Below are 19,314 nucleotides of genomic sequence, written 5' to 3'. Positions count from 1 at the left end.
CGCGCTGACACCCGCTGACAGCGCTGACGGGAATGACGCCTTGAAGCCCCCGCCAGCGGTGGGGGTGTCAGCGGTGTCACTTGCGCGCGCGGATACACCAAGGCTTCTTCCCCCCTCCTCCCTCTATTTTCCCCCGGGCCCGTTTAGGCGGAATCCGCTGACGCCGCTGACAGCTCTATCGCTGGCCGCTTCACCGCCGTCGAGGAGCGCGCGCCGGCCATTGCTTCCATCCACGTCGCCAGCATGCGCTCGCAATACGGGGACCATCCAATGAACCGCTTCACCCCTGGCCGCCTCTTCAGGTCTCGAGGCCGGCAGTACCAGATCCTCGGCACCAAGGATCACTGGACCCGCGATGGTCGCTACGTCGAGATGATCCGCTATCAGTCCGTTTGTGCCGAGCCCGGTTGTGACCGCACCTTCAGGGCTCTCTCGACCAAAAGCCGGATCCGCAAAGGCCAGCTCAACAAGCGATGCGAGCTCCACCACGCGCCGGGCATACCCGCCCCAATTAAGAAGGTTCGGAGGAAGCGGCCGAAGGCGCGCGTGAAAAAGCCGGCCGGGGCGGCGCGCAGAGAGCGGGCGGTCGAGAAGGCCCTCCTCGGCATCCAACGCGTCCAGCGCCCCGCCTATCTCGATTGAACGGCCTTCTGGCAGGCTTGCGGAGGCCTTCCAGCTGCGGCAATCTGGCGTTGAGCTCAGAACGGAGGTCTTCCGGATGCCGCGCGGCCAGTTCTACACGGTATTCACCCTGGGATTTGCTGCGGCGATCGCGTTGTTCGGGGTCGCGGGTGCATGCGCTCTCCTCTGGTGGCCGCAGGCAGCCTCTTGGACAGCTTGGGCGTTCGGTGCCCCTGGTCGACCGCTGGCCTACACCGACGGTCTTCTCCTTCGTGGTCGCCGGCGCCGCGCTGTTCCTCGCCTACTCGTTGGTTAGCGTCCAGCAAGCGATCGTTCGCTGGTCGGGGGATCGCCTTATCGCGAAGCTAAATCGCCAATACAATATGATCGCGCAGCTCCAGGGGCGAGAGTACGCAGACGAGTTTATGAGACTGCAGGCGCAGGCCATCATCGAGGAGAGCGAAGGCAAGCCGTTCAATGTCTTCGGCCGCGAGAAGATGCTGCACGCCGCAGCCGCAGCTGGCGTCCGTATTCAACCACCATCTTAAGCAAGAGATCGGTCCCCCTTCCCGATCTGCTGCCTCTCTCTGATGCCTACTGCGACGCGTCGTCAGATGCGGAGAGGCGAGACCCGCCGACGCCGAACGGTGGATCGCGCCAGAGCGCAGAAAGTTACAGCTGCCAGCAACCCAAATTCCAAGTACCTCGCAATGCCGAAGTGCCGTCCGAGAAATATGCCTCCCGCATCGAAGTCATACCGAGAAAGTCGCGCAAATCGAAAGAACGGTTCGTATGCGGGGTGCCCGCAACGCGCCTGATCGAGGGCCGCTGTACCCAGCTTAGACCTCGCGCGATCCGGCCTTTCTCAAGTCTCCAGAGACCTTTCGTATCTCCCGCTCAAGATCTTCTTCGGCCGCTGCACGTGCTTGTTCAGCTAGGTCTTGTTCGAGCATTTGAATGATCGCCGCTCGAACAACAGGAAAATGCTTGAGGCAAGTTTGTTCGTCGAGCTGGTGTACGCCCAGGCTCAATATGCCGTAGGCAGTCTTGTTCTTCACCAGCGCCGGCGGGAGGACTCCTTTTAGAGCTTCGATCTTTTGGTCAATGCGGAGACGATCAAAATCCTGCACTTCTTCGCCCCGAGCATCGGCGATCTTCTTGGCCTTCGATATCAGGCGCTCGAAAATCCGCCGTAAGTAAACGAAAGAGCCGATACCAATCCCGTATGACGCCAATCCGCCTGCACGATGTAGCTCGGAAAAATCAGCCCGATCAAGGACCGCGCGAAATCGGTTTAGGTCAGCTCCAGCGATGTCCTCCATAGAGGGCAACTGCCCAGCTTTGCAAAGCTTCCGATCTTGCAGTTGAAACCAATACTCGTATTTGCGCGAGCAACGTACGCAGTGGAGTTCGACCACGACGGCCGCGTCGCGGAAAGGCCAGTCTTGGGGCGGGGTCGTACGTCCCGATCCGCTACCGAAAGACCGGGCCGTCTTAAAAACACTGTCGCGTTTGCAAGTCAAACAATATGCATCTATTTGAAAATTTCTCGCTTTCATTACCTCCAATAGCTCGCGGCAATCATCGCTCGACACGTCAACGGTGGAATAAAGTGGTGTCCTAAGACACAAATCCTGAACGGTCGGGATCGGAATTTCGGGCGTCGGTCCATCTGCCATGTTAGCTAGTTCTCTACCGATTGGTGCATCCAAGCTGGCGAATACTTCTGGCATTCACGCCAGGCGTGCAAGTGGTATTTGGCCCGTGTTGACGATGACGCCGGAATGGCCCCGTAGAGATCTCCTTGAGATTGGCAGGCTGAGTCGGAGCTACCTCGCGGCGCCCGAACCAGCGCAGGACGACGCCGGACAAACCCAACATGAAATCCGGCATAGTTGAGCTCACACCAGTTTTTCGATCGCAAAAACCCACAACTCCCACAATTTGACAGACACCTTTCAGCCGTGACCGGCTTCCTCCAAACGAGGTGCCACCATGGCAGATCCGCCGCTGTATCAAGAGCACGAGGTGCTCAAGCGCCTGAAGCTGAGGCCGTCGGAGCTCGAAGCCCTTCTCAACGTCGGCATCATTGCGCCCGTTGCCCGCCGGGGGAGCGATCCGATGTACTGTGCGGCAACGATCGATGCTCTTGCGACCAGCTATCAGCACACGCGGATGGGTTGCGCGATCTGGTGGGACTTCGACTTGGGGCGGCCAAGCTTCCTTCCGGCACATGCCGAGTGGTCGCCGCCAAACGTTCCCTTCTACCCTTTCGACGACGCGGAACAGCAAGCATGGGCTCGTCGGGTCTACAAACTGAAGAAGGCCTGCGCACCGGGCCCGTACCCCTACCCCGACCGCCTGGCGCGCTACCGAGCGCGCATGGAGGACAAGGCCACCAAAGCCTTCGAGCGGGAGCATGGCATCAAGCGGCCTCGCAAGTCTCGCGGCATCGACGTCAGGATTCGACGCACGCGGGTGCAGATAACCCGTGCGAAGCTCCGCGACTTAGTCTGGAGCAAGACTTTGATCCGAGCAGCCGCCGACCTGGGCATCAAGGAGACTGCGCTGCGTTTTCTCTGCAAACGGCAAAATATACCATTGCCTACCCGCGGTCACTTCAATTGGAAGGATCCCAAGAAGCGGCCGCCGAAGCCGACGCTATAAGAAGGTGCTGGCCCCTCGGTACGCAACACCCACAACCCGAGTCGACGCCCCGTCGGTGCGACCGCTTCGAGTAGGCGCGGCTTAAGGGCGCGAAGGAGCAGCCGGAGCAACGCGAGACGCCGGCAACATTCGGGCTTCTCAACCGGCGCTAGTCTACGCCGTTCAGCCCCGGATTAGACAGCCTTCAGCGTCGGACGCCCTTTGGCTCGTTCGGGGGGGATGATGTCGCTAGTGAGCCCGAACACCAGATTCTCAAGCTCATCGGCCGGAAGATGAAGTTGCGAGGCAACCTGACTCCTTGAGATGCGGTCAGCCCAAAGCTCCGTGAATACTTTTTTCCATAGCACCGATTCTTCGCGCGGCAAGCCGTTTGGCTCGTTGACGCGATAGCCACGCTGGTTGATCTGGATGCAGAAGGTTCGATACTGCCAGTCGCTCAAGACACCCAGCTTGTGCAACCGATATGTCAGGGCGGCAGTAGAGACGCCCCAGCGCCGTTTGGCGGCGAGAATGTCGTCCAGGCGGCTCACAAACGGGATGCGCGAAAGAACGTCGGCCTTCGGCATGAGAAAGGATGACGCGAAACTGTTAGCTTCGAGCTCCGCGTCACGACCTTGCGGACCACCATGCTTGTGGAGCACAAGATGGGCTAGCTCATGAGCTGCGTCCAGGCGACTCCGCTCCGCCGATTTGAAGGTGTTGAGGAAAACGTAAGGCAGACCGTTGCGCCAACATGAGAACGCATCAACGTTCTTGGTATTCTCCGCCAGCGAAAACACACGGACGCCCTTGGACTCAAGCAGCTTGATCATGCTGCTGATCGGCTGCTCGCCCAGCGCCCATTCCTGTCGAATCGTGCGCGCCGCGGCGGCCGGATCCCGCTCGTGCGAAAGGTCGATCAGCCGCGGCTCGGGCAAATTGAACCGTTCCGACACATAGTCCGACAGCAGATAGGCCAGTGATCCAGACGCCAGGGCCGCGTCCCGCTCGCGGGCCGTCATTGACGATAGGCTACGGAAGCTCGCAGCGCCCTTTTCCAGGTCGTCGATGTCCTCGCCGTAGAAGAACTCCTTGGGGAACCTCAATGCTTCCGCGATGAGATCAACTGTCGTCGGGTCCGGCTCGTTGTGGCCGGTCTCAAGGCGCGTCACCGTCACCGGCGACATGCCAATCAGCTCGGCGAATCCCTTACTGCTCAGCCTGCGCCGCTTCCGGGCAAGGCTCAATCTTTGCGGATTAAACATCGCAATAGATCAGGTTCGGCGTGTGACGTTGATCTCGAAGTCCTGAGCGGGCCCTTCCCCGACCGCGACGCCAGGGATCATGCTCGCCCATTCGCCGCGTCTGATGATGTAGATGCGCTCGTTGAAGCCCTTAAACTGACCGTCTTCGATCCGCTTCGGGAACGACAACTCGGCGCGAACATCATCGCCGTTGATGTACACGAAGAGATACCAGAGCGCAGCATTCTTGCGTCGGAGCGCCTCGCGTTCTTCCTCAGCATACTCCGGAAACAGAAACATCTGTCCGCCGTCGACAGCCCTGGACGCTGCGGGGCCCTTATCGGAAATCGCCTTAGGATCGCGGCCATCATCGCAGGCGCTATCCGCATTCTGGAACACGATCTTCATCCCGGTCTCGGGATTGTAGGTCGCCTCGATGTTGTCGGTACGATCGATTTGCCACCCCTTAAGCCGCAGCACTTCGCGGACCGCGCCCGTTCCGTAAATGTAGGACAGCTGGCCAGCCGCGTTCAGCGGATGATTCAGGACGAAGTTGGCCTTGGCGGCCACCGCCTGCTGGACCACGCTGATAAGCTCGCTCGCCGACAGGCCGAGTTGATCCAGACGCGAGGCAACTTCGTAATCCCGTTCGAGGATGCGATCAGCCGGCATTCCAGCGCTCCATGTTAATTTTCGACGCCTCACTTGTGAGCGAAAAAATTAACACGGTCAAGAGGAATGCGAACGGGGCTACGACCCGCAGAGGATTGGACACTCAAAGGTTGATTGAATCAATCCGCTCCCCTAGCTTGAGGCGGGGGGAGAGGGGTGGACGAGCAAAAGAAACTTGAGACTGAGATCAAGTACGAGTCCCTTCGAACAGCGGCTCGGGACGCTACTCGGTTCCGCTTGACATTGGGCCGTATCAAAATCCCGGGAGTGAACTTCGAAAGGATGGATTTCATCCATATATCGGATATCGCGCTCAAGGAGGCCGCCGAGTGGAACTTCCCTTGGCGCAAGATTGTTGGCCAAACCAGACCCTACCTTCGGCGCTTTGAAGTGGCCATTTGGCAGAACGGGTCATTGCTTGGCTTAGCGGTAGGTAGGTGTTCCCGAGGGCCGGACAACGTGACAATTCACTATTTGGAAAGGTTAAGAGACAACAATCCTTTGGCTTCTTATGTTTCGCTGATCGTTGCTGACATGGCAGAAAATTACGCGAAACTTCTTAAGAAACAGAGGGTTAAGTTGAAAAACCCGAAAGACGGCTTAATTAAAAAGTATGAATCTTTGGGCTTTTCGCTTGCCGAAATCTATCGAGGAGCGACATACTACGACAGAAGGGTGCAGCCATGACTAGAGCGTTGAGACGAGACGAGAGCGGTTTAGAGGTTCCGGTGATCCGGAATGACCTCTACGCGAACGCGTGCCTTTCTCTGTTGCGTGGCCATGGCCTGATTGATTCGCTGACTGATGAACAGTTGCGCGCTTTTGGCGAGATGCCAGAGGGGCCTGCACAAGAGATTGGTCGAAACCCTAATACCTGAGAGTACCAGTACTTTCGAGTGAATGAGGCCCGTTTTCTGAGCGGGCCTTTCATTTGGCCTCGCCATGACCGCCCTCACCCGCCGCCCCGACACCTCCCAGCAAGATGGCTGGCACGTCTATTTCGAGGACGTCCGCATCGGCCAGATCGGCAGGCGCGCCGGCATTCCGAACCACACCGATGCGTGGGGATGGACCCTCGGCATCCATCCTGGCCTTCGGCTTTCGCAGGCAGGCAGCGCGGCGTCGTTCGAGGAGGCCCGCAGCCAGTTCGAAAGCGCCTGGGCGCGGCTGGCGCCGACGCTGACTGACAAGCAATTCGAGTGCTGGCGCCGGGACCGCGACTTCCACGCGTGGAAATATCGGATGTGGGAAAAAGGCTGCCGGCTGCCGACGCAGAACCAGACCGGCCGATCGCGCTGCTTTTGCGGCGAGACCATCACCAACGGCGATATCGAAACTCACATTCAGGCCGCTCACCGCGGAATTGGCGCATGAAGCACGCCGAAGCCCGCCCCTATGCTGACCCGGAGGCCGCCGCCCGCCACTTGGTACAGCTCGCCAGCATCGCGCCGGTCCAGGACGGCCGCATTCACATCGAGAAGATCAATGCGCCCTTCCTGTTCACGCTGAAAGGCCGCGCCAGCGAATTTGGCGCCGGTCTCGCCTATGCCGTCGAGAAGGGCTGGCTGATGCTTCACGAGAGCGGCACCTATGTGAAGCTGCTGAAACCGGACCTGCTCGACCACTGAATCAAGGAACGAAGGCCGGCGGATCTGATTGAGTGATTCGCCGCCTCGCCGCCGAGCTGGCGAGCCGGCCCTGGTTACCCCCCGTGAAAATCCCCGAGCCGGGGCCGTCTCTCCGCCAGTCGAGTTTCGGAGTATGCGTATGCGTTCCTCGCCCTCGATCGTGCCGGCTGATCGCCTCGACCGCGACATATATCTGGTGCTCGAGGATTTCGGCGCCCGCGCCGGTTGCGCCTGGCGCGAGACCGACGAAGCCGACACCGACCTCGAGACTGTCCTGCGGGACATCTTTTCCGGCCAATATGCCTATCCGGTTCGGATCGTATGCTTCAACACCGCCGAGGGCTGGTCCCGCGACGCGACACCGGACATCGCTGACGTGCTGGCAGAGCGCGCGGCGAACACCGACGCCGAGATCTCGCCGGCCCTGCAGGCCTTCATCGAGGCCAACAGCACAAAGCGGTTTAACCTGCAGCTCGCATTGCCGCTGCCGCAACGGCACGTCGCCCGATGGTGACGGAAGGCAAGCCGCTGGGCTGGGCGCCGCAAGACGAGCGCGAGCACTTCATTCGCTGCACGATCTGCGACGAGTGGCTGGACATGAGAGACCTCGGCGAGGTGCTCGATCATCTGCACGGACAGGAGGTCCAGGAGGAGCCGACCAGCCATTGAGCCAGGCGCTAAAGCACCAGGCTCACCAACCACACCGCGAGTGAGCAGCAGACCGCAATTCCAACGTATGGCAATGCAATTGTCATCGGTGCCTCGCTGACAAATCCCGACGCTCAAATCGACTAGAGATTCGCATATTCGCAGCCGCGTGCCTATCTGCTTTGCATGCCCCACCCGTTCGAATTCTGCCTGCCCACGGCCGCCAAGGTCGTGCCTGTTGGCCGTGACTGGATCCACGAAATCAAATACGACGGCTATCGTTTGCGCGTCGAGCGCCAGGGCAAGACCGTCCGGCTATTCACCCGGAATGGCCACGACTGGACCGACCGCTACCCGTGGATCGTCCAGGCCGCGCTGAAAAGCCGCGAACAGCATTTTGTCGTCGACGGAGAAGCCGTGGTGCTGGGCGTCGATGGTGTCTCGGATTTTAACGCTCTGCACTCGCGCCGGCACGACGACGAGGTGCAGCTTTACGCCTTCGACATCCTCGCGCTCGGCGGCGACGATCTCCGGCCGCTGCCGCTGTCAATGCGCAAGGTCAATCTGGCGCGGCTGCTGCGCGGCCGCCCCGACGGCATGTTCGTCGCGCCGTTCGAGGCTGGCGAGATTGGTCCGGAACTGTTTCGCGCAGCGGTCCGCATGGGCCTCGAGGGCCTGGTCTCGAAACGGCGCGACCGACGCTATGGCGCCGGCCGTTCGAAGGACTGGATCAAGGTCAAGAACCGAATCCATCCCGCGATGGCACGCGAGCTCTGACGAGATCGATAGTCCCGCAAGACGGTCCCGGCCATGACGGCGATCTGGCGTGGGTACAATGATCCAGCATCCCTTAGTCGGACTCGACACTGCGGGACGATCCGTGGTTGCATCACGTTTTCTAGAATCATCGGGGGACTGGAAATGAAGACTCTCGCTTTCGCCTTTGCACTGGCGCTCGCCGCGACTGCTGCCCAGGCGCAGTATCTGAGCGGCACGGGCTCGAACCCGAGCACACACAGATCTTCGGGCTACACCACGAACACCGGCACTTACGTGCAGCCTTATGTCGCAACAAATCCAAACAGCACTCAGCGCGACAATTTCGGCACCAGCGGCAATGTGAACCCCTACACGGGCGCAACCGGTCATCGGACGCCGCGCTATTGAGCAAAAGCAGATGAGTGACAATGCAACAAGGCACGCTGGGGTGGCTCCGCCCCCCAGTCGCCCCAATCCGAGTAATCAGCCGCCGGTTCGTCCAGCCCCGCCACCAGCGCCGCCGCCCAAAAAGTGAGTTGGGCGATTAGCTATGGCTGACTCGCACTTCGAAGCGAAGTTCGATGCACTCCGCAACGCGATCTATCACACCGCCCGCAAGAATTTCTATGATGGTTTAAACCGTTTACTGAACTTCGTGGTCATCGTTCTCGGCGCCGCAGTTGCTGGAAAGGCTTCAAAGCTTTTTGAGATAGACGAGACTTGGCTGGAGTTTGCAGTGCTGATCGTGGCAACGGCGCAGCTGACGTTCGACTTCGGCTACAAGGCTCGCACGCACGAATTCCTCCAGCGCAAATACCACGAGTTGCTGGCTGACTTGGAGTTGGACTCTGCGCTCGACGGCCAAAAGTGGAAATCGAAGCTGCAGACGATTGCCGCGGACGAACCCATGCCGATGCGAGCGCTGGACGCTCTTGCCTATAATGCGGCCGTAGACGCAACTTATTTTGAAGCGGCGGATCGCGCGAACAATCGGCTGTGGGTCCCCCTATCCCACAGGCTGCTCAAGAACTTCATCGCAAGAAACGGGTACAACTACTGTCCGGAGAGTGACCACAAATTCTGGTGGCGACGGGCGGCAATATGGATCAGTGAGAGGTGGCATGGCAAAAAAAGCTAAGAAGGCCAAGAAGGCTAAGTCAGCCGTACGTAACGCAGTCAAAAAAGCGGTTAAGACAGCCCGACATCACGGCGTTCGACCTCCGCCCAAAAAGTAGAGTCAAAAGGCCCGCCAGCGTGAACCTGATGCGGCTTAATGCGGAGCCTTGTCTTCTCGGTTAAGCAGCTCCAGTCGCCTTTCTAGCTCTTCTTTCTTCGTCACGAGTCTCGCGGCGAGAATGTCGTTAACGACCGTGTGCAGCCGCCACAGCTCTTCGAGAGACATGCTCTCAAACGACTTCCGCTCCATGAATCCCCCGACTCACGAATTGCCCGTAGCTTGGGGCTACGAGGCACACATGGCAACTCGGGGTATGGCTGCGCGGAAAGTTACCTACACCTACGGCGCCGACCTAGTCTGTTGGAAGCTGAACGCATCGACCCGGACCGCGAACAGCGGAACTGAGCTTGCGCCAATCGGTTTCGCAGGACACCCAATTCGAACATTTGACATTGCAGAAAAACGATACGTTGGTGCAGAGCAACAGCGGCATCGAAAGTGCGATCGGAAATACTCATCACGACCTCAACACAACTGGACTGGAAAATATCTCAACAATCAAAGCATTACGACAGTAGACGGGCACAATTGCAAGGCGAATTCTTGGGCACCGCGGCCGACGCGCGGCTACAAAAAGGAACACCTCGGCGGTCGAGGCAGCCGGCCGAGCGCCAAGCCCAGACCGTTTGGCATTGCCGGCGGCTGGCACGATCACCGGGATGCATGAAACCATTTAATGCCATCGGCGAAGTGGTCCAGAAACGGTTCTAGGTTGACGGCGTCAGACACGGGGATGCCACCATGCTAGTCCTGATGAACCTGATTTGGCGGCGACTTGCCTACACAATGCTGATCGGAATGGGATCCAAGCTCGTACGTCAATGAGACTGGGGGCGGCTGTGGTCAGGAGGCCACCATGCCCAAGGAGATTGTGATAGCTCTCTGCTCATTAGCTGCCGCATGCGTGGTCGCTTTCGGCATGGCAGCGTTGGTTGCGCCACACTAGGATCCGCTACAGGACTCGAGCTGGCACAGGAGCGGAATGTGAATAAGGTCTGGTTTGTTTGGCTTCGCGGTTTGCGCGGCCCGACGGCTGAGATCTGGCGAGCTCATCTGGACGTTTACCGCAACCGGTCTGATGCCAGAGTCCTGGGATTTCGCGAGCTCACAGAGGCTGAAGCACGTGAGCCCCTTAGTCGGCTAGTCAGGAAGTATCCAGCCCCGCCGCAAAAGGACGATTGATGCGATGACTTTTCCGACACCGCGAGGACCAGCTAATGCTCGTAAGGGTGTTGCCATTCCGCAGCTTGCGCCATAGCGATCCATTCTTCGGCCAGTCTCAGCCAGGCCTCCTTGTCCTCGGCGCGCGTCGCCCCCTCGGCTTCATCAAGACAAGCCTTCGCGTACCGGCGGTATCTGGCGGCGTCGTCATTCATGAGCACAAAATGCTTAGACGGCACGAAAGTGCCCAACGAACGCCGGAGGCGGAAGCTCCGACTGAAACCACCCCATATTAACGTGGCAATTCGGGCAGGCGGGGGCTTCGAGGCGCCCCCAGTTCTTCCTTCAGCCGGTCCATGCCCGCCCCTTGTGTCTCAACAATCAGCAGGACCGGCGGCGCACCGTCTCAAATGATACACAGCGGACGGTTGGGTGCGGAAACTTGGCCGAGGGAAGGCGGTAGCAGCAGATAAACGTGCCGGTTTGTCCCGGTTAGATCCTCCGGGCGCTTGGAAAGAAAGCGACTAAAGCCCCAGCTCACAGCGTCCGGCTTCAGGGGGCTGTTGGGACGCCGGAGCATAAAAGCAATTTCCCAGATTGCCGGTTGTTCCTGGTGAAGAGAACGCCGCGGCTTGCGAGAACCGACCCATCGCCAAACGCGCGTTCGAACGATGGGCCGTCCCGGGTGGATGTCGCGAACCTGAAGTGGTCCAGGCCGCGCCACAGACCGAAATCTTAAATCTCTCGGCTGGAGAGTCGTTCCTTGCCAGTTGTCCATGAGCGACAACAGAGGTGGGGGTAACCTCGGAGCAAGCCCTTCTCGGCTTCTTCCGCGATCTTCAGCCACTCCGCCGCAAGGCGGAGCCAGGTTGGCCCGCCAGCGTCAACCGGCGGATGGTGGGCAATCAAAAGCTTTCAAAATGCGCCTGCCTGCTACCTGCTGAGCACCGCAGGATCGAGCCGCATCACAGATCAACCCGTGGCGTACCAGCCATCCGGAAACGGTAGCAGAGGCCAGGTGCCCGCGTTGTCATTCGCGACCTCGGGCATGACGTTGATGGTTCTCCGCCCACTCGAATCCCTCTCAGTAGGAGTGGAAGAGAGGCACGCAACAGGCGCACGCCCGCGACCATGGGAGCTTTGCTCGGAAGGCTCTGTGCTGAAGTGCGTCGACCCTATGGAGGGCATAAAGTGCGGTCCGCGCGCTGGGAGCGCTGAAATTGAAATTGACCGGGGAACGTCGGGCTCAGATCACGCCCACAATGATCAAAACTCCGACCTCGACCAGTAGGAGCGTACCCGTTGCTGCGGAGATGAAAAACAAATCACCTAATGACAGGAACTGCATGATTCGCCTCCCAACTTTGCCAAAGAAGCGGCCCCTAGGACGGCGTAAGCAGGGGGCAAGATGATGGGGGCCGCTTCCCGGAGGTCCTTGACGCGTGCGTCCGGCGCCAAGCATTCGCAGCCTAATCCAAATTTAAATCTCGTCCAGCATTTAATTTATTTAATTTTATGATTAATATTTAATCGGCGACATTGCAGGTGCAAGCCGCCGATTCCAATAGCGACCCAGGGATTGGCTTTTTGGCGGCGGGTTACCTGTCCCATGCGGATGGCGTTTTCGAGCTATGCCTGGCGACGCCGGGTAAGCAAGTCCCATCGGCCGGAATGGATCCACGAGATGAAGCACGACGGCTACCGGACGCCGGTCGTCCGGGAGAACGAACGTGTGCGCCTGATCTTCCGCGATGGCACCGACCGGACTAAGCGCTAGTTCCTGAACAAAACGAACATGGAAGAGGAAAACATAAAGCGCGCAAAAAAAACGCAAAGAGGTAAGGGAATGGATCATTCCACACTCAAGCTGCGCCCCAGCCGGCGACCTGCTGCATATACCGTCGGGCGCGCCATCAAGGCTTCTCAGTCGTTCGCCACGGTCGCCAGAAGTTGGCTCTGCGACGGCTACTAGATCAATCGGCCCAAATCGTTGATCGCTGAGTGAGATAAGCTCAATCAGCTGTACGCCGCATTTAGGAGCCATCATGTTGCAAAGACTGTCTGCCGCAGTGGCCTGGGCCGCTCTTGCATTCATCACCTACGCTAGTCTTTCTCCAATCCGCGATAGGCCGCAACTGAGCAACGTTGCTGATTTGGAGCATCTAGCCGCTTTTGCGCTTTTAGGCTTCGCATTCTGCCTCGCGTACCGTCGTAGAATGACATTCGTATGCAGCATCGTGCTTGGTAGCGCAGTCGTGCTCGAGTTTTTGCAAACGCTGACGCCAGATCGTCACGGCAAATTATTGGACGCCTCCGAAAAGATCATTGGCGGCTTGATAGGGATATTCCTGGCCAGTTTAGCTTTGCGCGCAATGGAGCGCGCTGGATGCGCGCCTTCCATCCTTAACAGTCGGCCCGATCACTGAAGCCACGAAGCGGAGCCTAAGACCCAGCACGGTGCAGCTCACATTCGTGAGGCTCACCGTTCCGCCGTTGATGCCGAGGCCGATGCCGAACCAATAGGCCATCCCTGCCGCAAGGAAACTGACACCGGCGAAATGGTACCAAAGCGGGGACATGCGCGGTCGAGCACGCGGCCGCCGTCGTTCTGACGGTCTGCTTGGGAGTGCCTCCTTGGCGTGTCTCTTACGCGTGTCTCTTACGGAAGGACCTCCACATCACAGGCCTAAGTCATCCTTATGGATGTAAGACGCCACCGGCTCGACACTGGAACTAAGTGCGTTCGCCTCGATTGCCGCCCCATGAAGTGGCTCGTCGGCATCGTTGCGGTCCTCCTGCTCTGCCTTGCGGTGTATGCCGGGTCGGCTTTCGTTTCCGCGTTGGATCTGGTTTCGGCCGTTCGGAGCGGCGACGCCGCTCAGGTCATGGCCCGAACGGATTTGCCGCGCGTCCGCCATTCCCTCGTCGACCAGGTTGTGTCCGCGTATCTCGATCGGCTCGGCCAAAAACGGCCGGTGCGCCCGTTAGAGCGAATGGCGATAAGCGCGATCGGCGCAACGATCGCCGATGACCTCGCGATCAAGCTCATGACTCCGGAAAATCTGTCTGCCCTTTTAAAGAGCGGTACTGTTCGCAACGGCGCGGAGAACATCACTTTCGGAACGATGTCGTCGTTGGCTGAGCTCGACATCTCAAACATCTTCGTTTTCGCCGGACGGATCACCCTGGTGAAGCCTGTCGAGTTTGCGTTGCGGCTTGGCGACAGTCAGGACGCAGGTAGGGTCAGCATGCATCTCCACGGGACGACCTGGAAGCTCTCGGGGATTCGGCTGCCGCCGAAGGTCTTGGCAAATATGGTGGAGCGGCTGCCGACGCGGTGACCCCGCCGGCCCTCCCGCGCTCTCTGGCGTGACACTCGCTGGCACGGTCCTTGCCGATCTACTCCTACTTCCGTCGGTCCTGGCAGGGAGCCGTTTCGCAATGAAGCAGAAATCTCGAGTCCCAAAGCCGCGCAAGCCCACTCTGGCACACATGGTCTCCGATCTGGTGAGATTGCTCAAAGCAATGGAGGACCTAGAGAGGCTGAGAGAGAAGGTCCGCCTGACTCAGAACGACCAGCGATCCCATTAACCCGAAACGGCGTACCACGAGACCACCCGGCTCCGATCAAGGTCACCACTTCATCCGTATTTTTACCAGCTCGGCGAAGTATCTATTGCTCTCGCGCATCGGTTGCGCTTGCATAGCGCCTTTCGACGGGGGCATTCAACATGCGCATTTTGGTGATTGTGGCGGCTTGCGCCACGCTGGCTGGCTGTATGACAGCCGGCGAGACTGTTTCATTCAAGGCGTCCAATCCGCAGCAACAAGCTCTTATGCGGGATGGGCAGCCCGCCCTCGTCTCTCGCCAGAAAAGCTCCGTGGTGCTCGTCCGACCGGCAGCCCGTCAGTTACAAGCGAACGGCCGGCCCGTCTTCGTGGTGGGCATTAACAATCTGAGCCGGCAGCCTGTTGAGTTTCGGGTAGGACAAGTCGAGGCGGTGCAGCACGCCGCCGGCTCAGACTTCGAAATGAAGATCGTCACCTACGAGATGCTGGTCCAGGAAGAGAAGAACCGGCAGGTCGCCGCTGCGTTGCTAACCGGCGTCGCGGCCGGCGCCAATGCTTATAGCGCTTCTCGCGCCGGCTACGGCAGTTACACTACACCCAGCGGCCGAACGGGAACGTTCTACAGCCCGACTGCCGCGGCGATCGCTCAAGGCAACGCGGCCGCTCAAAACGAAACGATGATTTCTGCCACCATCGAAACTGGCCAGCGCAACATGGCCGTCCTCGAGCAGGCCGTGATCAAGGACAATACGCTCCTTCCCGGCGAGTGGTATGGAGGCCAATTGCATCTCGCGCCTCCGACTGATCAGGGCGGAGCCCAAAAGACCTACACGATCGTGATCACCGTGGGGCCTGACCGCCATGTCATTGACATCGCCCAAGGGCCGGCAGGTGCTTAGATGTTCGAATGCTGCCTGTCCTAAGTTCAACGCGCGGGCGATTTGCGAACGTTTGAGACGGGCCTCTTGATGTCGAGATCCTCAAGCGGGCTCTAGCTGAGATAAGGGCGTACAAGCGAACTTCTCGCCTCTGGGGGACGACTACCGGGTAGGCGCCACCGGATCGGCCCAGGGAAGCTGTTGGCGATGCTCAAGGCGCGCTCCTCCTCCGTTTCGAGAGCTATTTTCTGAGCGAGCATTACGTCGCTCTCGACCAAGCCACCCAGTGGGACGAAGCACCACCGTGTTCCGAGCCGCCCGTCGATCTCGTTGACGTTAGCGGACGTTCCTCGCCGGATGCGGTACCGCTTCCCGGCATCGCATCCTACGACGTCAAAGTACCCCTTCGGATCGAAGTCGACCCTTTGCTGGGACGAAAGCCAAGTACGCAGAAGTCGTACTGACCGTGCGTGACTCGTTTTCTCGTCCTTAGCGCCTGATACAGCTTACTCACCGCCAGACTACGAAGGCTCCAGCGGCCGACGCGACCAAACTTTCTCCTCACTTGGTGATCACCCGCCGACAAGCCTCGGGAAGAACAATGTCTCTTCCGCGGCCGGATCGAACGTGGTGATCCTGGTTACCTCACCTGGTCCCCTCCGCACCGCCGCGGTATAGCCTTTCGCGGTAAATTCCAGAAACAGCCTCTCCGCCTCCGCCAGGGCATCTGCATTGGAGTTTTCGAAGAAGTGCCGGCTGTCGCCGCTGTGGTCCATCACGATTTGAGTTGCCATGATGAGGCTCCCGATTGCGTCTAAAAGGAATGTGGAAGCCCAGACCTCGTTCCCAACTTTCAGAATGACACATCCGGGGCCGACCCCAGTAGCCGGTTGGCCGGGAAAACGGCTGAGAGGTCCACTCAGGAGCTGTCTTCAGCCGCTGCCATCGCAGTAGCGGAGGTTCTGGACGGGATCGACCAGACGTGTCCTGAGTGTTTGCCCTCAGAATGCACGGGCGACGGTGGCTATTCGGTCCGGGAGTTCAAAAGAGACAGACGACCTGTGCTCCGTGCAAAAGCATCGTGATCGGCTCAGCGGCAAAATGCATTGTCCTACGAAAAGAGGCCGATACCTGAGCCCGTCCGCGAAGGCGATGTAAAGACGGCGTCTACGCATTTGGGCGTCGGGCCCAGCAAGAGACTTTCGCTTTTTCGACCGGCCAAATTGTTGCTATGGTTCAGCCAGAAGTCGGAGTTCATGCGTGTGGGCCGTTCATGCAGCCAATAACGCAGTACGCCAGGAGCGGCGACGTTCACATTGCCTACCAGGCCTTTGGCGATGGCCCGATCAATCTGGTCGTGGTCCCCGGGTTCGTGTCGAACGTAGAGAATTACTGGGACGAACCTGATTTCGCTCGCTTTCTGAGGCGATTGGCCGGCTACGCCCGCGTGGTGACCTTCGATAAGCGCGGCACCGGCATGTCCGACCGGGTCGCTGAGCTTCCTGGCCTTGACCAGCGCATGGACGACCTCCGAGCGGTCATGGATGCCGTCGGTATGGAGCAGGCTGCGCTGCTGGGGATTTCCGAAGGCGCTCCGCTATCCGTTTTGTTTGCGGCAACCTATCCACACCGTTGCCGCGCGCTGGTGCTCTATGGCAGCTTTTCGCGCTTCTCATACTGGTTTCCTACTGACGAGTCGCTTTCAGCCTTCTTCCGGTATGTCGAGCAGGCGTGGGGTACGGGCGGGAGCCTACAAAGGTTCGCGCCGTCGCGTGCAAATGACGCAGCTTTCCAGCGCTGGTGGGGACGGAACGAGCGGCTCGGCGCCAGCCCGTCCGCAGTGACCGCTCTCATGCACATGAATAGTCAGATCGAAATCAGCGGAGTTCTACCCGCGGTTCGGGTGCCGACCCTCGTGATCCACCGGACCGGAGACAGGACGGTCAGCGTCGAGGGGGGACGCGATGTCGCGGCACATATTCCCGGCGCTCGCCTTATCGAGTTTCCAGGTATCGACCACCTTTTATGCGTTGGTGAGAGCGCCGATCAAATCGCCGACGCAATCGAGGAATTTTTGACCGGATCACGGGCTCCGGTCCCACTCGATCGCGTCCTCGCTACGGTTCTCTTCACCGACATCGTCAGTTCCACGGAGAAGGCTGCCGCACTAGGCGACAAGCGCTGGCGTGATCTCCTTGATCATCATCACGCCACGATCCGTCGCAACCTCGCACGCTTTTGCGGCCGGGAAGTTAAGACGATAGGTGACGGATTTCTCGCCACTTTTGATGGTCCAGCTCGCGGTGTCCGCTGCGCCTGTGCCATTGCTGAGGAGATTCGACCGCTCGGAATTGAGATCCGCGCCGGGCTTCATACTGGCGAGTGTGAAATGATCGGCGAAGATGTCGGCGGTATCGCCGTCCACATAGGCGCGCGCGTTGCGGCCCTCGCCAGTGCAGGCGAGGTTCTGGTGTCGAGCACGGTGAAGGATCTAGTAGCGGGGTCCGGCTTGCGGTTCGGCGACCGCGGTATCCAATCCCTAAAAGGCGTCCCTGGCGAATGGCGTATATTCGCAGCCGACGGTTGAGGAAACTAACGCCGGTATCGACCTGTTTTGGTTGTCTTGCCCATCTCTCCCAGGATGGTCTGTCTTGGGTTACAAGCGGCTTTGGCGCCGCGCGTGGCCGACGTCCGGTCCATGGTCAGCAGCGGACGTACCAGCTGACTGGAGTTTTGGCCGGCTAAGGGCCTTGTGTGGACGGCTCCGGGTTGCCAAGGGAAATCTTCACTTTGCGGCGTTGGTCGGAGCAGCCATGTGTTCGGCCTGTTTTATGTTTACGCATTGCCTCCTGGCCATAGTGCGATGCGGATCATGCCCCGATCAAAAGCACGTTTCAACATGGCATGGCCGACGTGGGTCGTTCTGATCGCCGGCTCGACCCGCGCTGCATTAGTTCGGCGCTGGAGATCGCGCTCAAAACTTTCCAGAATCCTGCGCCCGCTTCTACAGCTACTGATTACTGGCCATAGGCCGAAAATTAGAACAGCGCCGCAGCTAAAGGCGCAGCCAAAGAGCCGATGGCCAGATCCTTTTGTGTTCTGAACAAGCTTTATCTGGCGCAATCGTCAGGCGGCTTTTTTCCGGTGAAGCGATCAGTCATCCAATTTACCGCTGCCATCGTGCTCGCCTGGGCGGCGCGTCCGTGGCCGATACGGGGCAGCATCACCATCATGACCTTGCTGCCTGCCTTGCACAACTTGTCCATGTAGGCCTGCGTAACCGTGGGCTGGATGACCTGGTCGTTAGTTCCCTGCGCCAGAAAGATGGGGATCTCAGAGGAGAGCACGCCAGTGCTGTTCTGTTTGAGGAGAGAACGCCAGGGTTCGACCTTGGTCGGATCTTGCACCGTCAAAAAATGTTGCTCGAGCGGCCGGCCTGTTCTTTGCCTGACGATCAGGTCGAAGGGCCCTTCGATGCATTCTTGCGCCAACCTGTCAACCACGGGCATGGCGCGCGGATCGACGACCTTGTCTATGGCGGCTCCGTAGACCCGGTGCCACGACCATAGCGTCATCGCCGTGATGTTCTTGCCACCGATCGTGTTGATGTCGTCGCTCATCAGCTTCGCCAGGTCGGTTGCCGGCGCCGCTGCAGCGACGCCGAGAAGCCTTAGATCAGGAGCGTACGCGTTCACCATCATCCCGGCGAAGAGCGCGGCCTGCCCGCCCTGTGAATGCCCCCAAACCGTGAATTCCTTGCTCTCCCCTGCGCGCGGGAGTGAGCGTGCTGCGCGCACAATATCGATCACGGCGCGACCTTCGCTCTCACCGACCAGATAAGGATGCGGGCCTGGCGTGCCGAGCCCGGGATAATCAGTCGCCGCCACGACAAAGCCACGGGAGATCATCGAGCGAAGTCCCTGGATCTGCTGAAACAGAAAAATGGCCAGCGATGGCGCGCAGCGCGGGACGATACCCGAGGTCGGATGTGCCCAAGCAACGATGGGACGTCCGCCGGGCGGGGGCGCGCCTTGCGGAACAATGACGACGCCGGACACAAAGATCGGCCGACCGTTCAACCCCGTCGAGCGATAGAGCACGCGATAGCTGGAAGCGCCGAGCGGAGCACCGTCCATCGGCTCCTGCCGCACTAGGCTGCCCGGAGCGCCGACGAGCAACGACTCCGGCGCATCATAAAATGTCGTCTGGGGCGACGCTATCCCCGCCAGGCCAAACACAGCGGCGGCCAT

General features: G+C 59.5%; 21 protein-coding genes. 15 read left to right on the top strand and 6 right to left on the bottom strand.

The window, feature by feature from the left end; genetic code table 11:
- Positions 1 to 270 precede the first annotated feature (270 nt).
- A complete protein-coding gene (locus IVA98_RS04065; RefSeq protein WP_247354324.1) occupies positions 271 to 642 on the top strand; it encodes a hypothetical protein in 372 nt (123 codons plus the stop codon).
- Positions 643 to 848: 206 nt separating this feature from the next.
- Positions 849 to 1,169, top strand: a complete 321-nt coding sequence (locus IVA98_RS04060; RefSeq protein WP_247354323.1) for a hypothetical protein — start codon at positions 849 to 851, stop codon at positions 1,167 to 1,169.
- 291 nt (positions 1,170 to 1,460) lie between these two features.
- On the opposite strand, the gene IVA98_RS04055 is transcribed toward IVA98_RS04060, so the two are convergent.
- The gene (locus tag IVA98_RS04055; protein WP_247354322.1) at positions 1,461 to 2,300 is read right to left on the bottom strand and encodes a hypothetical protein; all 840 of its coding nucleotides are present in this window, start codon (positions 2,298 to 2,300) and stop codon (positions 1,461 to 1,463) included.
- Between the two features lie 316 nt (positions 2,301 to 2,616).
- Between IVA98_RS04055 and IVA98_RS04050 the strand changes: the two genes are divergently transcribed.
- On the top strand, positions 2,617 to 3,288 hold the full coding sequence (locus tag IVA98_RS04050) for a hypothetical protein (RefSeq protein ID WP_247354321.1): 672 nt from the start codon (positions 2,617 to 2,619) through the stop codon (positions 3,286 to 3,288).
- Between the two features lie 173 nt (positions 3,289 to 3,461).
- Here the strand turns inward: IVA98_RS04050 and IVA98_RS04045 are convergent, their stop codons facing one another.
- Positions 3,462 to 4,532 (bottom strand): helix-turn-helix domain-containing protein, encoded by a 1,071-nt coding sequence (locus IVA98_RS04045; protein ID WP_247354320.1) that lies wholly within the window; start codon positions 4,530 to 4,532, stop codon positions 3,462 to 3,464.
- Between the two features lie 9 nt (positions 4,533 to 4,541).
- On the bottom strand, positions 4,542 to 5,183 hold the full coding sequence (locus IVA98_RS04040) for a hypothetical protein (RefSeq protein ID WP_247354319.1): 642 nt from the start codon (positions 5,181 to 5,183) through the stop codon (positions 4,542 to 4,544).
- A 156-nt stretch (positions 5,184 to 5,339) separates the two neighbouring features.
- Between IVA98_RS04040 and IVA98_RS04035 the strand changes: the two genes are divergently transcribed.
- From IVA98_RS04035 to IVA98_RS04000, 8 genes are all read left to right on the top strand, one after another.
- On the top strand, positions 5,340 to 5,870 hold the full coding sequence (locus IVA98_RS04035) for a hypothetical protein (protein ID WP_247354318.1): 531 nt from the start codon (positions 5,340 to 5,342) through the stop codon (positions 5,868 to 5,870).
- Between the two features lie 255 nt (positions 5,871 to 6,125).
- Complete coding sequence (locus IVA98_RS04030; RefSeq protein WP_247354317.1) at positions 6,126 to 6,557, top strand: hypothetical protein; 432 nt, start codon at positions 6,126 to 6,128, stop codon at positions 6,555 to 6,557.
- Complete coding sequence (locus tag IVA98_RS04025; protein WP_247354316.1) at positions 6,554 to 6,811, top strand: hypothetical protein; 258 nt, start codon at positions 6,554 to 6,556, stop codon at positions 6,809 to 6,811. Before IVA98_RS04030 ends, IVA98_RS04025 begins: the two co-directional genes overlap by 4 nt.
- A 139-nt stretch (positions 6,812 to 6,950) precedes the next feature.
- On the top strand, positions 6,951 to 7,325 hold the full coding sequence (locus tag IVA98_RS04020; protein WP_247354315.1) for a hypothetical protein: 375 nt from the start codon (positions 6,951 to 6,953) through the stop codon (positions 7,323 to 7,325).
- Entirely contained in the window at positions 7,319 to 7,480 is a 162-nt protein-coding gene (locus IVA98_RS04015) for a hypothetical protein (protein ID WP_247354314.1), read from the top strand. The genes IVA98_RS04020 and IVA98_RS04015 overlap by 7 nt, the downstream gene beginning before the upstream one ends.
- Positions 7,481 to 7,645: 165 nt before the next feature.
- On the top strand, positions 7,646 to 8,236 hold the full coding sequence (locus IVA98_RS04010) for an ATP-dependent DNA ligase (protein ID WP_247354313.1): 591 nt from the start codon (positions 7,646 to 7,648) through the stop codon (positions 8,234 to 8,236).
- A 144-nt stretch (positions 8,237 to 8,380) separates the two neighbouring features.
- Positions 8,381 to 8,626, top strand: a complete 246-nt coding sequence (locus tag IVA98_RS04005; RefSeq protein WP_247354312.1) for a hypothetical protein — start codon at positions 8,381 to 8,383, stop codon at positions 8,624 to 8,626.
- Positions 8,627 to 8,768: 142 nt separating this feature from the next.
- Positions 8,769 to 9,356: a hypothetical protein gene (locus IVA98_RS04000; RefSeq protein ID WP_247354311.1), complete on the top strand. Its 588-nt coding sequence runs from the start codon at positions 8,769 to 8,771 to the stop codon at positions 9,354 to 9,356.
- A gap of 1,313 nt (positions 9,357 to 10,669) precedes the next feature.
- Here IVA98_RS04000 and IVA98_RS03995 read toward each other — a convergent pair.
- Positions 10,670 to 10,831 carry a hypothetical protein gene (locus IVA98_RS03995; RefSeq protein ID WP_247354310.1) on the bottom strand — a complete coding sequence of 54 codons (162 nt, stop codon included), beginning with the start codon at positions 10,829 to 10,831 and terminating at the stop codon, positions 10,670 to 10,672.
- A gap of 1,830 nt (positions 10,832 to 12,661) precedes the next feature.
- Here IVA98_RS03995 and IVA98_RS03990 point away from each other — a divergent pair.
- The 3 genes from IVA98_RS03990 (at position 12,662) to IVA98_RS03980 (ending at position 15,085) form a co-directional block, all read left to right on the top strand.
- On the top strand, positions 12,662 to 13,042 hold the full coding sequence (locus IVA98_RS03990; protein WP_247354309.1) for a VanZ family protein: 381 nt from the start codon (positions 12,662 to 12,664) through the stop codon (positions 13,040 to 13,042).
- Positions 13,043 to 13,378: 336 nt separating this feature from the next.
- Complete coding sequence (locus tag IVA98_RS03985) at positions 13,379 to 13,957, top strand: DUF2939 domain-containing protein (RefSeq protein WP_247354308.1); 579 nt, start codon at positions 13,379 to 13,381, stop codon at positions 13,955 to 13,957.
- 390 nt (positions 13,958 to 14,347) lie between these two features.
- On the top strand, positions 14,348 to 15,085 hold the full coding sequence (locus IVA98_RS03980) for a hypothetical protein (RefSeq protein WP_247354307.1): 738 nt from the start codon (positions 14,348 to 14,350) through the stop codon (positions 15,083 to 15,085).
- Between the two features lie 551 nt (positions 15,086 to 15,636).
- Here IVA98_RS03980 and IVA98_RS03975 read toward each other — a convergent pair.
- A complete protein-coding gene (locus tag IVA98_RS03975; RefSeq protein WP_247354306.1) occupies positions 15,637 to 15,858 on the bottom strand; it encodes a hypothetical protein in 222 nt (73 codons plus the stop codon).
- 479 nt (positions 15,859 to 16,337) lie between these two features.
- Between IVA98_RS03975 and IVA98_RS03970 the strand changes: the two genes are divergently transcribed.
- Positions 16,338 to 17,651 carry an adenylate/guanylate cyclase domain-containing protein gene (locus IVA98_RS03970; RefSeq protein ID WP_247354305.1) on the top strand — a complete coding sequence of 438 codons (1,314 nt, stop codon included), beginning with the start codon at positions 16,338 to 16,340 and terminating at the stop codon, positions 17,649 to 17,651.
- 523 nt (positions 17,652 to 18,174) lie between these two features.
- On the opposite strand, the gene IVA98_RS03965 is transcribed toward IVA98_RS03970, so the two are convergent.
- Positions 18,175 to 19,314 carry an alpha/beta fold hydrolase gene (locus IVA98_RS03965; RefSeq protein ID WP_247354304.1) on the bottom strand — a complete coding sequence of 380 codons (1,140 nt, stop codon included), beginning with the start codon at positions 19,312 to 19,314 and terminating at the stop codon, positions 18,175 to 18,177.

This window comes from Bradyrhizobium sp. 160 (genome assembly GCF_023073735.1).
Classification (GTDB): Bacteria; Pseudomonadota; Alphaproteobacteria; order Rhizobiales; family Xanthobacteraceae; genus Bradyrhizobium.
Note: the sequence above shows the minus strand (reverse complement) of the source record. Positions and strands in the feature narration are given on the sequence as shown.

Coding starts and splice junctions, on each gene's coding strand:
- IVA98_RS04065 (WP_247354324.1), top strand. CDS start 271: ATGAACCGCTTCACCCCTGGCCGCCTCTTCAGGTCTCGAGGCCGGCAG.
- IVA98_RS04055 (WP_247354322.1), bottom strand. CDS start 2,300: ATGGCAGATGGACCGACGCCCGAAATTCCGATCCCGACCGTTCAGGAT.
- IVA98_RS04050 (WP_247354321.1), top strand. CDS start 2,617: ATGGCAGATCCGCCGCTGTATCAAGAGCACGAGGTGCTCAAGCGCCTG.
- IVA98_RS04045 (WP_247354320.1), bottom strand. CDS start 4,532: ATGTTTAATCCGCAAAGATTGAGCCTTGCCCGGAAGCGGCGCAGGCTG.
- IVA98_RS04040 (WP_247354319.1), bottom strand. CDS start 5,183: ATGCCGGCTGATCGCATCCTCGAACGGGATTACGAAGTTGCCTCGCGT.
- IVA98_RS04030 (WP_247354317.1), top strand. CDS start 6,126: ATGACCGCCCTCACCCGCCGCCCCGACACCTCCCAGCAAGATGGCTGG.
- IVA98_RS04025 (WP_247354316.1), top strand. CDS start 6,554: ATGAAGCACGCCGAAGCCCGCCCCTATGCTGACCCGGAGGCCGCCGCC.
- IVA98_RS04020 (WP_247354315.1), top strand. CDS start 6,951: ATGCGTTCCTCGCCCTCGATCGTGCCGGCTGATCGCCTCGACCGCGAC.
- IVA98_RS04015 (WP_247354314.1), top strand. CDS start 7,319: ATGGTGACGGAAGGCAAGCCGCTGGGCTGGGCGCCGCAAGACGAGCGC.
- IVA98_RS04010 (WP_247354313.1), top strand. CDS start 7,646: ATGCCCCACCCGTTCGAATTCTGCCTGCCCACGGCCGCCAAGGTCGTG.
- IVA98_RS04005 (WP_247354312.1), top strand. CDS start 8,381: ATGAAGACTCTCGCTTTCGCCTTTGCACTGGCGCTCGCCGCGACTGCT.
- IVA98_RS04000 (WP_247354311.1), top strand. CDS start 8,769: ATGGCTGACTCGCACTTCGAAGCGAAGTTCGATGCACTCCGCAACGCG.
- IVA98_RS03995 (WP_247354310.1), bottom strand. CDS start 10,831: ATGAATGACGACGCCGCCAGATACCGCCGGTACGCGAAGGCTTGTCTT.
- IVA98_RS03990 (WP_247354309.1), top strand. CDS start 12,662: ATGTTGCAAAGACTGTCTGCCGCAGTGGCCTGGGCCGCTCTTGCATTC.
- IVA98_RS03985 (WP_247354308.1), top strand. CDS start 13,379: ATGAAGTGGCTCGTCGGCATCGTTGCGGTCCTCCTGCTCTGCCTTGCG.
- IVA98_RS03980 (WP_247354307.1), top strand. CDS start 14,348: ATGCGCATTTTGGTGATTGTGGCGGCTTGCGCCACGCTGGCTGGCTGT.
- IVA98_RS03975 (WP_247354306.1), bottom strand. CDS start 15,858: ATGGCAACTCAAATCGTGATGGACCACAGCGGCGACAGCCGGCACTTC.
- IVA98_RS03970 (WP_247354305.1), top strand. CDS start 16,338: ATGCAGCCAATAACGCAGTACGCCAGGAGCGGCGACGTTCACATTGCC.
- IVA98_RS03965 (WP_247354304.1), bottom strand. CDS start 19,314: ATGGCCGCCGCTGTGTTTGGCCTGGCGGGGATAGCGTCGCCCCAGACG.